14 protein-coding genes are annotated in these 15,321 nt (G+C 72.9%); 9 read left to right on the top strand and 5 right to left on the bottom strand.

Annotated features, from left to right (window positions below):
• The first annotated feature begins 38 nt into the window (after window positions 1-38).
• Window positions 39-389: an Lsr2 family protein gene (locus R6Y94_RS16905; protein ID WP_318396815.1), complete on the top strand. Its 351-nt coding sequence runs from the start codon at window positions 39-41 to the stop codon at window positions 387-389.
• 549 nt (window positions 390-938) lie between these two features.
• Window positions 939-3,470 carry an ATP-dependent Clp protease ATP-binding subunit gene (locus tag R6Y94_RS16900; protein ID WP_318396954.1) on the top strand — a complete coding sequence of 844 codons (2,532 nt, stop codon included), beginning with the start codon at window positions 939-941 and terminating at the stop codon, window positions 3,468-3,470.
• A 64-nt stretch (window positions 3,471-3,534) separates the two neighbouring features.
• On the opposite strand, the gene R6Y94_RS16895 is transcribed toward R6Y94_RS16900, so the two are convergent.
• Entirely contained in the window at window positions 3,535-4,425 is an 891-nt protein-coding gene (locus tag R6Y94_RS16895) for an A/G-specific adenine glycosylase (RefSeq protein ID WP_318396814.1), read from the bottom strand.
• Between the two features lie 212 nt (window positions 4,426-4,637).
• Between R6Y94_RS16895 and R6Y94_RS16890 the strand changes: the two genes are divergently transcribed.
• The 3 genes from R6Y94_RS16890 to R6Y94_RS16880 all read left to right on the top strand — a co-directional run bounded on the left by R6Y94_RS16890 (window position 4,638) and on the right by R6Y94_RS16880 (window position 6,547).
• Window positions 4,638-5,150, top strand: coding sequence for a glycine cleavage system protein R (locus R6Y94_RS16890; RefSeq protein ID WP_318396813.1), 513 nt, complete (start codon window positions 4,638-4,640; stop codon window positions 5,148-5,150).
• A 20-nt stretch (window positions 5,151-5,170) separates the two neighbouring features.
• A complete protein-coding gene (locus tag R6Y94_RS16885; protein ID WP_318396953.1) occupies window positions 5,171-5,728 on the top strand; it encodes a peptide deformylase in 558 nt (185 codons plus the stop codon).
• A 150-nt stretch (window positions 5,729-5,878) separates the two neighbouring features.
• Window positions 5,879-6,547 carry a hypothetical protein gene (locus tag R6Y94_RS16880; RefSeq protein ID WP_412102779.1) on the top strand — a complete coding sequence of 223 codons (669 nt, stop codon included), beginning with the start codon at window positions 5,879-5,881 and terminating at the stop codon, window positions 6,545-6,547.
• 58 nt (window positions 6,548-6,605) lie between these two features.
• Here the strand turns inward: R6Y94_RS16880 and disA are convergent, their stop codons facing one another.
• The 4 genes from disA to R6Y94_RS16860 all read right to left on the bottom strand — a co-directional run bounded on the left by disA (window position 6,606) and on the right by R6Y94_RS16860 (window position 11,292).
• Entirely contained in the window at window positions 6,606-7,787 is a 1,182-nt protein-coding gene (disA, locus tag R6Y94_RS16875) for a DNA integrity scanning diadenylate cyclase DisA (protein WP_318396811.1), read from the bottom strand.
• A gap of 236 nt (window positions 7,788-8,023) precedes the next feature.
• Window positions 8,024-9,469, bottom strand: coding sequence for a DNA repair protein RadA (gene radA, locus R6Y94_RS16870; protein WP_318396810.1), 1,446 nt, complete (start codon window positions 9,467-9,469; stop codon window positions 8,024-8,026).
• A gap of 84 nt (window positions 9,470-9,553) precedes the next feature.
• Window positions 9,554-10,273 carry a hypothetical protein gene (locus R6Y94_RS16865; RefSeq protein WP_318396809.1) on the bottom strand — a complete coding sequence of 240 codons (720 nt, stop codon included), beginning with the start codon at window positions 10,271-10,273 and terminating at the stop codon, window positions 9,554-9,556.
• 179 nt (window positions 10,274-10,452) lie between these two features.
• The gene (locus tag R6Y94_RS16860) at window positions 10,453-11,292 is read right to left on the bottom strand and encodes a UbiA family prenyltransferase (protein ID WP_318396808.1); all 840 of its coding nucleotides are present in this window, start codon (window positions 11,290-11,292) and stop codon (window positions 10,453-10,455) included.
• A 46-nt stretch (window positions 11,293-11,338) separates the two neighbouring features.
• Here R6Y94_RS16860 and R6Y94_RS16855 point away from each other — a divergent pair, with 46 nt between their 5' ends.
• The 4 genes from R6Y94_RS16855 (at window position 11,339) to R6Y94_RS16840 (ending at window position 15,271) form a co-directional block, all read left to right on the top strand.
• On the top strand, window positions 11,339-12,121 hold the full coding sequence (locus R6Y94_RS16855; protein WP_318396807.1) for a methyltransferase domain-containing protein: 783 nt from the start codon (window positions 11,339-11,341) through the stop codon (window positions 12,119-12,121).
• 46 nt (window positions 12,122-12,167) lie between these two features.
• Window positions 12,168-13,337: an acyl-CoA dehydrogenase family protein gene (locus R6Y94_RS16850; protein WP_318396806.1), complete on the top strand. Its 1,170-nt coding sequence runs from the start codon at window positions 12,168-12,170 to the stop codon at window positions 13,335-13,337.
• A gap of 275 nt (window positions 13,338-13,612) precedes the next feature.
• Window positions 13,613-14,743, top strand: a complete 1,131-nt coding sequence (locus R6Y94_RS16845) for a type III polyketide synthase (RefSeq protein WP_318396805.1) — start codon at window positions 13,613-13,615, stop codon at window positions 14,741-14,743.
• Between the two features lie 36 nt (window positions 14,744-14,779).
• A complete protein-coding gene (locus R6Y94_RS16840) occupies window positions 14,780-15,271 on the top strand; it encodes a hypothetical protein (RefSeq protein ID WP_318396804.1) in 492 nt (163 codons plus the stop codon).
• Window positions 15,272-15,321 lie beyond the last annotated feature (50 nt).

The raw sequence follows: 15,321 nt of genomic DNA, 5'->3' as shown, positions 1-15,321 counted from the left end.
CTTGTTTGCGGCGAACCTGCTCGAAAGGATAGCGACACGTGGCCAAGCAGATCATTCACAAGCTGGTCGATGACCTGGACGGCGGAGACGCGGACGAGACCGTCAAGTTCTCGCTCGACGGCGTGCAGTACGAGATCGACCTGTCGGACAAGAACGCCGGCAAATTGCGGGAGCTATTCGCCCCGTACGTCGCGGCCGGCTCGAAGGTGGGCCGGGGCGGCGTGGTGGTCGGCGGTCGTGCCGCACGGGGGCGGGGTGGCGCCACCGCCGACCGCGAGCAGAACAAGGCGATCCGGGCCTGGGCCAAGAAGGAAGGCAAGGAGATCTCCGACCGCGGGCGGATTCCGCAGGAGATCGTGGACGAGTACCACGCCAAGGCGGGCCGCTAGGCGTCGTGCTTCCTTGATCCCTCGCGCGGGGTGGTGGACGAGCACGTGTCCACCACCCCGCGCCCTTTTGCCTGTTTCGAGTGGTATGAGAAGATTAGTCTGAGTGTCCGCTTCGTCGACGGTCGGTGATCCCGGTCGCTCCCCCGCCCGCCGCGTACTGCTCCCGCAGGCGTTCTCCCGCGTGGCTCGCCGGTCCGGGCAACGATCATGCCGACCGGGGAACATCCTGGCGGCCCCGGCGTTGTCCACAACCAGTGGACGAAGTTGTCCACAGCCTGTGGATGACGCGGGGTCGCGTCGCCCGGGCAGGGGCTCGAATTTCGCTCTGCGCGTACAGCGGATGGTCTGGGAAGCATCGCTGAGCGTGGGCGGTTGGGAAAAACGTCGCGTACGTGGCTCATTCCGGGAACACACGACCTCAGGAGAGTCGGCTCGCGGCGATAGAGTAAGGGAGCACGGTCGTCCGCCCCGGACGTCCGGGTGGTGGCCCCGCCACGATGCTTGGACCATCAAGATCGAGTGCGCACGGCACGTGAGGAGCACGAGGGCATGTTCGAGCGGTTCACCGACCGAGCGCGGCGGGTTGTCGTCCTGGCCCAAGAAGAGGCCCGGATGCTCAACCACAACTACATCGGTACGGAACACATCCTGCTAGGTCTCATCCACGAGGGTGAAGGCGTCGCGGCGAAGGCCCTGGAGAGCCTGGGGATCTCGCTGGAGGGCGTCCGCCAGCAAGTCGAAGAGATCATCGGCCAGGGCCAGCAGGCGCCGAGCGGGCACATCCCGTTCACGCCGCGGGCCAAGAAGGTGCTGGAGCTGTCGCTGCGTGAGGCGTTGCAGCTCGGCCACAACTACATCGGTACGGAGCACATCCTGCTCGGCCTGATCCGCGAGGGCGAGGGCGTCGCCGCCCAGGTCCTGGTCAAGCTCGGCGCCGACCTCAACCGGGTCCGCCAGCAGGTGATCCAGCTTCTCTCCGGCTACCAGGGCAAGGAGCCGGCGGCCGCCGGTACCGCGCCGGGTGAGGCCGCGCCGTCGACCAGCCTCGTGCTGGACCAGTTCGGCCGCAACCTGACCCAGGCGGCTCGGGAGGGCAAGCTCGACCCGGTCATCGGTCGGGAGAAGGAGATCGAGCGGGTGATGCAGGTGCTCTCCCGCCGTACCAAGAACAACCCGGTCCTGATCGGCGAGCCCGGGGTCGGCAAGACCGCGGTCGTCGAGGGGCTGTCCCAGCGGATCATCAAGGGCGAGGTGCCGGAGACGCTCAAGGACAAGCAGCTCTACACGCTTGACCTGGGCGCCCTGGTCGCCGGCTCGCGATACCGCGGCGACTTCGAGGAGCGCCTCAAGAAGGTGCTCAAGGAGATCCGTACCCGCGGCGACATCATCCTGTTCATCGACGAGATCCACACCCTGGTGGGTGCGGGTGCCGCCGAGGGCGCGATCGACGCGGCGAGCATCCTCAAGCCGATGCTGGCCCGCGGCGAGCTGCAGACCATCGGCGCGACGACGCTGGACGAGTACCGCAAGCACCTGGAGAAGGACGCCGCCCTGGAGCGGCGGTTCCAGCCGATCCAGGTGGGTGAGCCGTCGCTGACGCACACCATCGAGATCCTCAAGGGTCTGCGGGACCGCTACGAGGCGCACCACCGTGTCTCGATCACGGACGCGGCGCTGGTCGCGGCGGCGACGCTGGCCGACCGGTACATCTCCGACCGGTTCCTGCCGGACAAGGCGATCGACCTGATCGACGAGGCCGGTGCCCGGATGCGGATCCGCCGGATGACCGCGCCGCCGGACCTGCGTGACTTCGACGAGCGCATCGCCCAGGTGCGCCGCGACAAGGAGTCCGCGATCGACGCGCAGGACTTCGAGCGGGCCGCCCAGCTGCGGGACAAGGAGAAGCAGCTCCTCGGCCAGAAGGCGCAGCGGGAGAAGGAGTGGAAGGCCGGCGACCTGGACGTGGTGTCCGAGGTCGACGACGAGCAGATCGCCGAGGTACTGGCGAACTGGACCGGCATCCCGGTCTACAAGCTCACCGAGGAGGAGACCTCCCGGCTGCTCCGCATGGAGGACGAGCTGCACAAGCGGGTCGTCGGCCAGGAGGACGCGGTCAAGGCGGTCTCGAAGGCCATCCGGCGTACCCGGGCCGGCCTGAAGGACCCGAAGCGGCCGTCCGGCTCGTTCATCTTCGCCGGCCCGTCCGGCGTCGGTAAGACCGAGCTGTCCAAGGCGCTCGCCGAGTTCCTCTTCGGCAGCGAGGACGCGCTGATCCAGCTCGACATGTCCGAGTTCCACGACCGGTACACCGTGTCGCGGCTGGTCGGGGCGCCCCCCGGCTACGTCGGCTACGACGAGGGTGGCCAGCTCACCGAAAAGGTGCGGCGCCGGCCGTTCTCGGTGGTCCTGTTCGACGAGATCGAGAAGGCCCACCCGGACGTCTTCAACACCCTGCTCCAGATCCTGGAGGACGGGCGGTTGACCGACGGCCAGGGCCGGATCGTGGACTTCAAGAACACGGTCATCATCCTGACCACCAACCTGGGCACCAGGGACGTGGCCAAGGCGGTCTCGATGGGCTTCCAGGCCTCCGAGGACTCCGACTCGAACTACGAGCGGATGAAGCAGAAGGTCAACGACGAGCTGAAGCAGCACTTCCGGCCGGAGTTCCTCAACCGGATCGACGACACGATCGTGTTCCACCAGCTCAACCAGACCGAGATCCTCTCGATTGTGGACATCATGATCCAGCGGATCGAGACCCAGCTCCGCAACAAGGACATGGGCCTCGAGCTGACCGACAACGCCAAGAAGTACCTGGCGAAGAAGGGCTTCGACCCGGTGCTGGGCGCCCGGCCGCTGCGGCGGACGATCCAGCGCGACATCGAGGACAACCTGTCGGAGCGGATCCTGTTCAACGAGCTGACCCCGGGCCAGATCGTGGTCGTGGACTGCGAGGGCGACCCGGACAATGTCGACAAGTCCAAGCTGGTGTTCCGCGGCGCGGACAAGCCGGTCCCGGTGCCCGACGCGGTGCCGGCCGACCTCGGCAACACTGCCGCCGCCGGCGCGGACGAGTAGCCGAGCGGCAGCTCAGGTAGCAAACGGTTCGGCCCGGTGGCAGTCGCCACCGGGCCGAATTCGTTCACGCGTCGGGGCGGCCCTCGCCGGCCAGCACGCAGGTGTCGTCGACCATCTCGACCAGGCCGTCCTCGATCAGCCCGGCCAGCGCCCGGGAGCGTTGCAGGTCGTCCGACCAGACCAGGTCCAGCCGGGCCCGGGGCACCGGGCCGGTCGCCTCGCGGAGTACGGCCAGCAGCTTGCCCCGGACCTGCCGGTCGGTGCCGGCGTACCGCTGCGGGCGGCGGGTCGGGCCGGCCGGCGCGATCCGCCCCGACACCCGCCAGGCGCAGCGGGCGGCCAGTGGACAGTCGACGCACCGGGGTGCCCGGGCGGTGCAAACCAGCGCCCCCAACTCCATGAACGCGGCACTGGCCCGGGCGGCCCGCTCCGGTACCGCCGGCAGCAGCGCCTCGGTGGCGACCAGGTCGGCCGGACGGGTCGCCGGCCCCGCATCGGGCTCTCCGGCGACGGCTCGGGCCACCAGCCGGCGTACGTTGGTGTCCACCACCGGGTGCCGCTGCCCGTACGCGAACGCCGCCACCGCCCGGGCCGTGTAACCGCCGACGCCGGGCAGCGCCAGCAACTCCGCCAGCCCGGTCGGCACCTCGCCGCCGTGCCGCTCCAGCACGGCCACCGCGCACTCGTGCAGCCGCAGCGCCCGTCGGGGATAGCCGAGCCGCCCCCACATCCGGATCGCCTCGGCCGGGGTGTCGGCGGCCAGGTCCGCCGGCCGGGGCCACCGGGTCAGCCAGGCCCGCCAGGCCGGTAGCACCCGTACCACCGGGGTCTGCTGCAACATGACCTCGCTGACCAGGATCGGCCACGCGCCGATACCGGGCTCCCGCCAGGGCAGGTCACGGGCGTTCTCGTCGTACCACCGGATGGCGTCGGCGGCGAGCTGTGTTGTCGACATGGCACTGTCGATCCTGTCATGCCGGCCCGGCCCGATGCCGCGACGGGCGCCGGGCCCGGGGCCGTGACGGGCCCGGTCGTGGGTTCGTCCCGGAGCGTGGTTCGGGTGCCGGAGCCCGCGGCGCAGGGCGGCTGGTGTCTGCCCGTCCCGGAGCGTGGGCCGGATGCCGGGTCGGGCCGCGGACGGAGCGGACGATCGGGCAGACTGCCCGGATGAACGAGCTCGCGATCACCGTCATCGGTCCGGACCGGCCCGGCATCGTGGCCGACGTGACGGAGGCGCTCGCCCAGGTCGGGGCCAACCTGACCGACTCGACCATGACCCGGTTGCGCGGGCATTTCGCGATGACGCTGATCTGCGTCGGTCCGTCCGATGTCGACGCCGAGGCCGCGCTCGCCCCGGTCGTCGCCGACGGCCCGCTGCTGGCGACGGTCCGGCAGGTCGGCGCCGAGGCGACGAGTACGCCGTTCGGCGAGCCGTACCTGATGGCCGTGCACGGCGCCGACCGGCTCGGCATCGTCGCCGCGTTGACCCGGGTACTCGCCGAGGCCGGCGGGAACGTCACCGACCTGACCACCCGGCTGACCGGGCCGCTCTACGTCCTCCTCGCCGAGGTGGAGCTGCGGCCGGACACGGCCGAGGAGGTCGCCGCCCGGCTGGCCGAGGCGGCCGCCGGGCTGGACGTGGAGGTCACCCTGCGGCGAGCCGACTCGGACCTGCTGTGACGGCGAAGGACGATTCCGGGATGGCCGAGGACTGCGGCCTGGGCGACTGGAGACCCGAGCTGCTCGGCGACCAGGGCACGGTACGCCCGGTGGTGACCGCGCCGGCCGGCGTGTTGAGCCGGATCGGTGCCACCGTCGACCCCTGTGCCGACGAGGTGGTGCGGCTCGCCGCCGACCTGGTGGCCACCATGCGGGTCTCGCCCGGCTGCGTCGGCCTGGCCGCGCCGCAGCTCGGGGTCGGGGCCCGGGTCTTCGCGGTGGACGTGACCGGGCATCCCAAGACCGTCACCTCGCACGGCACCTTCGTGCTCTGCAACGCCGAGGTCGTCGAGGCGAGCCGTTGGCGGCCGGGACGGGAGGGTTGCATGTCGGTACCCGACCTCACCGGCGACGTGAAGCGGGCCAGCCGGGTGGTGGTGCAGGGGGTCCTGCCCGGCACCGGGGCGGCGGTCCGGCTGGTCACCGACGGCTTCGAGGCGCGGGCGCTCCAGCACGAGATCGACCACTGTGCCGGCCGGCTGTTCCTGGACCGGGTGGCCGGTGCGCACGCGGTCTACCAGCGCAAGGTCTATCTTTGAGCGGCAGCGCCGACACGGCGTGCTGGGCCTCCGGCGCGTCGCGGGGATCTGGGCCACGCGTGCCGATACGGTGAAACCATTATGCGTCTGACGGTTGGCCCCCTTCCGCCCGCCGTGTATTGGCGGCGTCGAGCCGTCGTGCTCGGCGCCATGTTGCTCTTCCTGATCGTGCTGCTCTACTCCTGCATCAACACAGGTGGGGCGGACGACTCCGGAAGGGATAAGACCGCCAACCCTGGGCCGTCGCCGACCCTCACCCCGCACGTCGACCCGTCGGCGTCCGGCCCTCCCGACTCGGGCGCCCCGGAGTCGGGAGCCCCGGGCGGCGGCGAGCCGTCCGACGTGCCTCCGGGGGACGGGGAGGAGACCTCCGTCGAGCCGGCGGGCGGCGGTCAGGTGCCGACCGCACCGCCGCCGGTCGACAACGAGTGCACCGATCAGGAGATCTCGGTGACTCCGGTGCCTTCGCAGACCTCCGCGCAGCGGGGCGAGCCGATCGAGCTGCGACTCAAGATCAAGAACGTGTCCGACCGGACCTGCAACCGGAACGTCGGCGCCGACCTCCAGGAGCTCTACATCAAGTCCGGGGCCCGCAAAGTCTGGTCGTCGGACGTGTGCAACGAGGTCCGGTCCAACGACATACGGCCGTTCCCGCCCAGCCACGAGAACGAATACACCGTCTCCTGGAACGGGCGGGAAAGCTCCAAGTGCGCCAACCAGGTCGCCGCCGGGCCCCATCCGGTGGCTGGCACTTACCAGCTCTTCGGCCGGCTCGGCAACAAGCTCAGCAGCCCGGTCCGGATCACCATCACCGGCTGACCGGCGGCACCGCCGCACCGGCCGGTACGGATCGATCCGGTCGGTGCCGGCGTCAGGGTCAGACGTACCGCTCCAGGATGGACGCTTCGGCCAGCCGGGACAGCCCTTCCCGTACGCCCCGGGCGCGGGCGTCACCGACCCCGTCGACGGCCTGCAGGTCCTCCACGGTGGCGCCGAGCAACCGTTGCAGGCTGCCGAAGTGGCCGACGAGCCGGTCGACCACCAGCCCGGGCAGCCGGGGCACCTTGGCGAGCAGCCGGAAACCGCGCGGGCTGACCGCCGCGTCCAGTGCGTCGGAGGCACCCGGATAGCCGATCGCCTTGGCGACCGCGACCAGGTCGATCAGCTCGGTGGCGGTGAGCAGGTCCAGTTCGACCAGCGCCTCGTCGAGGGTCCGGGCCTTGCGCCCGCTGGGCAGGTAGTCGCGGATCACCAGGGTCCGGTCGGCGTCCACCCCGGCCATCAGTTCGTCGAGTTGGAGGGCGAGCAGTCGGCCGTCGGTGCCCAACTCCACCACGTAGCCGGCGATCTCGTCGGCGATCCGGCGGACCATCTCCAGCCGCTGCACCACGGCGACCGCGTCCCGTACGGTGACCAGATCCTCGATCTCCAGCGCGGAGAGGGTGCCGGAGACCTCGTCGAGGCGGAGCTTGTAGCGCTCAAGAGTGGCCAGCGCCTGGTTGGCCCGGGACAGGATCGCGGCCGAGTCGTCGAGCACGTGCCGCTGCCCGTTGACGTAGAGGCTGATGATCCGCATCGACTGGCTGACCGAGATCACCGGGAAGCCGGTCTGCCGGGCGACCCGCTCGGCGGTGCGGTGTCGGGTGCCGGACTCCTCGGTCGGGATCGTCGGGTCGGGCATCAGGTGCACGGCGGCGCGGACAATCCGGGTGCCGTCACTGGAGAGCACCACAGCGCCGTCCATCTTGCACAGTTCCCGGACCCGGGTGGCGGAGAACTCGACGTCGAGCGGGAAGCCGCCGGTGCAGAGCGTCTCGACGACCCGGTCGTAGCCGAGCACGATCAGGGCGCCCGTCCGGCCGCGCAGGATGCGCTCCAGCCCGTCCCGCAGCGCCGTGCCCGGCGCCATCAGCGCCAGGTTGGCCCGCAACGGGTCGCCGGTCGGCCCCGTTCCGTTCATGGTCACGCCGACGCCGACGGGGCGGGCCGAGGCGCCGGCGGTGGTGCGGACAGGAGAAGCCGCGCTGGCGGTTCGGTTCGCGTCGCGGTCGATCGGCACTCGGACATTCTACGGACCGCCCTGCGTTCGGTGCTGTCGCGGTTACTGTGACGTGCCACCGTGCCTGCTTCCTCCCATCGGCGCGTCGTCGGTACCGTCTGGGACCCGCCGCGTAGTGTCCAGTTTGTAGCTGATTGGCAAACCTTGCCGGCCGTGGCCGGCCCGCCTTGGTGCAGGTGGCAACGGCCGTAAGCATGCCACGCGCTGGCCAACAGCAGCACGGTGTGACTGTATGGTTACTCAGCCGACACCCGGGCCACGGACTGCAGCGCCGATCGTACGTCGGTGACTTCCATCACCCGCATGTTCTCCGGAGCCACCCCGCTGGCGCTCGGCCCGCAGCCGTTCGGCACCAGGGCGTACCTGAAGCCGAGCCGGGCCGCCTCGGCCAGCCGGCGGGGCACGGCGGCGACCCTGCGCACCTCACCGGTCAGCCCCACCTCGCCGATCGCCACCAGGTTGGGTGCGATGGCCAGGTTGAGCCCGCCGGAGGCGACCGCCAGGGCGACGGCGAGGTCGGCGGCCGGCTCGACCACCCGGATCCCGCCGACGGTGGCGGCGAAGACCTCCCGGTCGTGCAGGGTCAGCCGCTCCGTCCGGCGTTGCAGCACCGCCAGCACCATCGCCAGCCGGGCGCTGTCCAGCCCGGAGACCGTCCGCCGGGGCGACCCGGCCACCGTGGCGCCGATCAGCGCCTGCACCTCCGTGACCAGTGCCCGCCGGCCCTCCATCGCCACCGTCACGCAGGTGCCGGGGACCGGGTCGGCGGAGCGGGTCAGGAACAGCCCGGAGGGGTCGGCGAGGCTGCTGATCCCGCCCTCGTGCATCTCGAAGCAGCCAACCTCGTCGGCGGTGCCGAACCGGTTCTTCACGCCGCGCACCATCCGCAGCGAGGAGTGCTTGTCGCCCTCGAAGTGCAGCACCACGTCGACCAGGTGCTCCAGCACCCGGGGGCCGGCGACCTGGCCGTCCTTGGTGACGTGCCCGACGAGTACGGTCGCGATGCCCCGCTCCTTGGCGACCGCGACCAGGGCGGCGGTGACCGCCCGGACCTGGGTGACCCCGCCCGGCACCCCCTCGGTGCCGGGGGTGGAGACGGTCTGCACCGAGTCCAGCACCAGCAGGCCCGGCTTGACCGCGTCGAGGTGGCCGAGCACGGCGGAGAGGTCGTTCTCGGCGGCCAGATAGAGCTGGTCGTGCAGGGTGCCCATCCGTTCGGCCCGCAGCCGGACCTGGCTCACCGACTCCTCGCCGCTGACCACCAGAGACGGGCTGCCGGCGCCGGCAGCCCACTGCTGGGCCACGTCGAGCAGCAGCGTCGACTTGCCGACCCCGGGCTCGCCGGCGAGCAGCACCACCGCGCCGGGCACCAGGCCGCCGCCGAGCACCCGGTCCAGCTCGGGCACGCCGGTCGGGCGGGCCCGGGCCGGGGCGGCGCTGATCGTGGCGATCGGCCGGGCCGGCTCGGCGGGCGCCCGGGAACTCACCACCCGACCCGAGACGGTGGGGCCGGTGAGCGTCGACTCGACCACCGCGCCCCACTCGCCGCACTCCGGGCACCGGCCGACCCACTTGGGCGGCTGGTGCCCACAGGCGTCGCACTCGTAGGCGGGGCGGGGGTCGCGGCTCGCGGCTCGGCCGCGCCCGGTGGCGGGGCGTGGCGTGGCTCGGCTGGTCGTCACCCGAGCACGCTAACCAATCCGTACGACGGAACCGGAACGACTCGGCCGGACGTCATGCCGGGCCGGGTCGTGACGTGCCGGGGGCTACTCGTGCTCCTCGTCCTCGCCGACGACCGGCGTACCGACCGGAGCCGGCGTCAGCGGCACCGCGACCGGGGCCCGTACCGGCACCTGGGTGCCGCCGAAGTCGAAGATCAGCTCGACGTCGGTGCCCGGCCGCAGCGGCTCGGTCAGCCCGGAGAGCTGGAGCCAGTTGCCGGTGGTCTCGTCCAGGAGCACGAACCCGCCGGCCGGGATCCGGATCTCGGCCGGCAGCGTCGGGGACGCCGTGGGGGACGGAGTGGCGGCGGCACCATCGGTCGGGGCCGCCGACGGCGAGCCGCCCGGCTCCGGGCTGCCCGAGGTGGCCTCCGGGGACGGGCTGCCGGTGGTCGGCGACGGGCTCGGCGAGACGGTGCCGGCCGGGGTCGGCGCGGCCGAGGCGCCGGCCAGCACCACCGCACGGGCACCGGCGGAGCTGATCCGTACCGTGACGGTCTCGCCGGAGTCGTTGAAGAGGGCGACGTTCATCGGCGCGTCGGCGCCGGCCGGATAGCCCTGGATGCCCGGGTAGTCGATCGACAGGTTGCGGACCTTGAAGGTGTTGTCGGCCGACTGCGCGTTGGTGCCGACGCTGGTGGGCACCTTGGCGGCGGTCTCGGCGATCTGGCCCGCACCGCACCCGGACAGCAGCAGGGTGGCGGCGGTGGCCGTACCGGCCAGCACCGCAGCGGCTCGCCGAGCCCCCCTGATCGAGCGCGTCACCTGGTCCTCCTCTGTGCGATCCCGGTCGCCGTCGCGATCCCCGGGTCGGCGGAACGGGCACCGTGGCCGTACCCGGGCCCAACGGGCTCCAGGGTAGTGGGCGGTGATCGGCTCCCGTACGCCGACCCGCTATCCCGGCCCGGCCCGCGCGGGCGGTACCGGCCGGTGCAAGGGATCGGTCAGACCACCCGACCGCTGGTCACCAGCAGCACCACATCGATCAGCGCGACGAGCATGACGGCCCGGAAGACGGCCACCGGACGGTCACCCCGGGCGGTGGCGGCCCGGCTGGCGTACCAGCCGAGCGCCGGGACCACGGCGGCGACCGCGACCGCCGTCAGGCCGGCCCAGGAGGGCGGCCCGGGCGGCCCGACCACCAGGGTCGCGGTGGCCGCGAGCAGCAGCCCCGCGGCGGCCAGCCGGGAGCCGGCCGGGCCGAGCCGGTGCGGCAGGCCGCGCACCCCGGTCCGCTCGTCGTCGGCCAGGTCCGGCAGCACGTTCGCGAAGTGCGCACCGGCGCCGAGCAGCGCGCCGGCCGCGACCAGCCAGGCCGGCGGGGCCGGCGCGCCGGGCAGCCCGAGTACGACGACCGCCGGCAACGTCCCGAACGAGACCGCGTACGGCAGCACCGAGAGCGGGGTGGACTTCAGCGGCCAGTTGTAGAGCAGCGCGGAGACCAGGGCGAGGGTGGCCGCCCCGGCGGCGGCGAGGTTGAGGGTGAGCGCGGGCAGCGGGGTGAGCACGGCGGCCAGCACCCCTACCGTGCCGACCAGCCGCCGGCTGATCATCCCGCTGGCCACCGGCTTGTCCCGGCGCCCGACCGCGGCGTCCCGGTCGGCGTCGAGCCGGTCGTTGACCCAGCCGATGGCGAGCTGGCTGGCCAGCACGGTGAGGGCCACCGCCGCGATGCCGCCGGGCGGGTGGCCCACGCCCCAGGCGAGCAGGGCCGAGACGGTGGTCACCGCGACCGCCGGCTCGGGGTGGCTCGCCCGGATCAGCCCTAACACCACATGCGACATATGGGAAGTCTGGTTGTTACCGCTCGGTCGTGCCAGGCTCGATCACATGCGGACAGCGGGGACCAGGGAAGACGCCGAGGGCGTCGTGCCCGGCGTCCGGGTCCGCCGGCTGCCCCGCAACGATCCCCGGCAGTACGACGACCTCGCCGACCAGTGGTGGCAGCCGGACGGTGCCTTCGCGATGCTGCACTGGCTGGCCGACGCGCGGGCCGCGCTGGTGCCGCCGGCCGCCCGCCCCGGTGCGGTCCTGGTCGACCTCGGCTGCGGCGCCGGGCTGCTCGCCCCCCGGGTCGCCGGCAAGGGCTACCGGCATGTCGGGGTGGACCTGGTCCGTTCCGCGCTCGTCCAGGGCGCCGCGCACGGGGTCACCCCGGTGAACGGGGACGCCGGGGCGGTGCCGCTGGCCGACGGCTGTGCGGACGTGGTGGCCGCAGGCGAGGTGCTGGAGCACGTACCGGACTGGCGGCGGGTGGTGGCCGAGGCCGCCCGGCTGCTCCGGCCCGGCGGCACGCTGGTGCTGGACACCCTCAACGCCACCGCGCTGAGCCGGCTGCTGGCGGTACGGGTGGCCGAACTCTTCCCCGGGGTACCGAGGGGGATTCACGACCCCCGGCTCTTCGTCGACGCCCGGGAGCTGGTCCGCGAGTGCGCCCGGCACGGGATCGCGCTGCGGATCCGGGGCGTCCGTCCGGCGGTCTGGGGGACGGCACGCTGGCTGCTGCGCCGGGCCGTCCGGCGCGTCGGCCCGGCCGGCGGAAGCACGCCACGGATCGTGCCGACCTGGTCGGCGGCGGTGCTCTACCAGGGGTGGGGCGCCAGGCAGGGGTAGGGCGGGCGACAGCACCGGCCGCCCGGCCGGTGCGGGAGGGACACATATGACGGTGGACGCGCTCGCAGCCGCACGCCGGGTGGCGCCGAGATTCGCCGCCCGGGCGGCCGAACACGACCGGGACGGCACGTTCCCGGTCGAGGACTTCGCCGACCTGCGGTCGGCCGGGCTCCTCGGGTTGATGGTCCCGCCGAGGCTGGGCGGTCTCGGGGCCAGCTTCGCCGGGTACGCGGCGGTCGCCACCGAACTGGCCCGGGGCAACGGCGCGACGGCCCTGGTGTTCAACATGCACGCCTCGGTGACCGGTGCGCTCGGCGCGCTGACCGAAGAGCTGGCCGAGGCGCTCGGCGTACCGTCCGAGGCGCTGGCGGCCCGGGACCGGCTGCTCGCCGAGGCGGCTGCCGGCGCCTGGTACGCGGTGGCGATGAGCGAGCGCGGGGCCGGCTCCCGGCTGTCGAGGCTCACCACGACGTACGAGCCGGTGGACGGCGGCTACCACATCAAGGGGGCCAAGACCTTCTGCTCCGGGGCGGGGCACGCCGACGCCTATCTGGTGGCCGCCCGCAGCGTCGCCGACCAGTCGGTGGTGTCGCAGTTCCTGGTCCCGGCCGAGCCGGACGGGCTGCACGTCGAGCCGACCTGGGACGCGCTCGGGATGCGGGCCACCGCCTCGCACGACCTGCACCTGGACGTGACCGTGCCGACCGACCGGCTGCTCGGCGGGGTGGAGGGGCTGGCCCTGGTGGTCGCCCAGCTCATGCCGCACTGGCTGGTGGCCAGCTACGCGGCCGTCTACGTCGGGGTGGCCCGGGCGGCGATCGACGCCGCCGTCGAGCACCTCACCGCACGCGGGCTGGACGGCCTGCCGGCGGTACGCGCCCGGGTCGGCCGGGCCGACGCGGCCACCGCCGCCGCCCGGCTGGTGGTGACCGAGGCGGCCCGCCGGGTCGACGAGGCACCGGGCGACGCCGAGACGAACCGCTGGGTGTGGCGGGCGAAGCTGCTGGCCGGGACGACCGCGGCCGAGGTGGCGGCCTCGATGGTGGAGGCGGCCGGCACCTCGGCGACCCGGCGCGGCCATCCGCTCGAGCGCCTCTACCGGGACGCCCGGTGCGGGTCGCTGCACCCGGCGACCTCGGACGTCTGCGCGGACTGGCTCGGCATCGCCGCGCTCGGCGGCGACCCGGACCGGGACGCCGCGATCCCCAGGTGGTGAGGCGGCCGGTGATTGCGCCTCTTTCCACCTGAACCGCGCGGCGCTCACGCACCGCGTCCGACTTGCGGTCCGCCGGGCCGCAAGGGGAGGTTGGAAAAGGTTCAGTGGGTACTGATGGTGCGCGAGCCGGCCGCCCGGCCACCACAGGTCGGGTCGGGCCGTACCGCGATCGGGCGCGTTCGCCTCGATGCGAGTCCCGAGGTCACGCTCGGGGGTTGGGCTCGGTGGGCGCGTAGAGCGTGCAGGGGTGCACGGTGTCGCGATCGGAGGACGGCATGGGAAGCGGAAGCGGGCGGGACGGCTCAGGGGTGATCGTCGGCGTGGGTGTCGCGCTGCCGCCCACGGCCAGCCAGCAGGAGCTGTGGGCGGGCTTCTTCGCGGGGCACTTCTCCGGGGCCACCCGGGCGCTCGCCGAGCGGATCTTCGCCAACTCCGGGGTACGGCACCGGCAGGCGGCGGTGAATCCGCTGCTGGAGGACGTCTCGGACTGGCCGACCGAGCGTCGGATGCGTCGGTACCAGATAGAGGCGCTGCCGCTGGGCAAGGAGGCGGTCGGCCGGGCGCTGACCGACGCCGGCCTGTCGGCCGGGGAGATCGGCCTCTTCGTGGTCTGCTCCTGCACCGGGTACGCCACTCCGGGGCTGGACATCCTGCTGGCCCGGGACATGGGAATGGCCCCGGACACCCAGCGGATGTTCGTCGGCCACATGGGCTGTTACGCGGCGCTGCCCGGGCTGGCCGCCGCGAACGACTTCGTCACCGCCCGGGGCCGCCCGGCGCTGCTGCTCTGCGCCGAACTGACCAGCCTGCACATCCAGCCGTCGACGGCCCGGATGGATACCCAGCAGATCATCTCGCACGCGCTCTTCTCCGACGCCGCCGTCGCCGTCGTGGTCGCCCCGGGCAACCGTCCCGGGTACGCCGTCCGCGAGGTCACCGCCGTCACCGACACCTCGACGGCCGACCACATGACCTGGGAGCTGACCGACACCGGCTTCCGGATGGGACTGTCGCCGAAGGTGCCGCAGGTACTCGCGGCGCACGTCCGTGACCTGGTCACCGACCTGCTGGCCCGGCACGGCCGGCGGATCTCGGAGGTGGACGGCTGGGCGGTGCACCCGGGCGGCCCCCGGATCCTCAACGTGGTGGAGACGGAACTCGGCCTGCCGCCGGAGGCGATGGCCGCCTCCCGGGCGGTACTCGACGAGTCCGGCAACTGTTCGTCGCCGACGTCCCTGCTCATCCTGGAACGACTTCGGCGGGCCGCCGTTCCACCCCGTACCGTGGTGATGCTCGCATTCGGACCCGGGCTGACCCTCTACGCGGCACTGCTGGACCGGCGGCCCGGGGCGGCGCGGGCGGACGGCACGCGGCCGGCCCACGAGGTCGGCCGGGGTGGCTCCTAGAGAGATCTCCGCCGGACCGGCAGGAGGAGGCGACCGGTGCGCAGGGTGGCGTTGACGATGGCAGCGGTGCTGCTGGTCGGGATCGGCGGCTGGTGGTCGGTCCGGTCGGCACCGGAGCCGGCCCGGCCGGGGCAGACCCGGGTCGGCGCACCGGAGGTGGCGCCCGGGATCGGTGGGGCGGACCTGGCCGGCGAGCGGAGTGGAAGTGCGGGCGGGCAGAGCCTGCCGCGTTTTCCGGACACGGTCTGGCGGGAGACGGCGACGCTGAACCAGCGCCGGTTCGTCACCTGGTCGATCGATACCCGGCCGGCTGGCCGCTACCTGCTCCAGTACGTCTGCCTCAGCCCGGGCGAGCTGCACATCCGGGTGCTCCGGGGGGTGACGGGGAGCTGGTCGAAGTCGGTGAGCTGCCCGGGACCGTTCGGCAGTGTGCAGCTCGTCGCGGCCGGTGACGAGCTGTCGATTGGCGCCCGGCGGCTGAACCACCGGCACGTGGAGATCGCCCTCCAGGTGGTGGCGCTGTCCTGACCGGGATCGTGACGCGCCTGACGGGGGATCGTGACGCTGCCGGCTCGGGC

This window comes from Plantactinospora sp. KLBMP9567 (assembly GCF_033446045.1).
Classification (GTDB): domain Bacteria; phylum Actinomycetota; class Actinomycetes; order Mycobacteriales; family Micromonosporaceae; genus Plantactinospora.
Note: the sequence above shows the minus strand (reverse complement) of the source record. Positions and strands in the feature narration are given on the sequence as shown.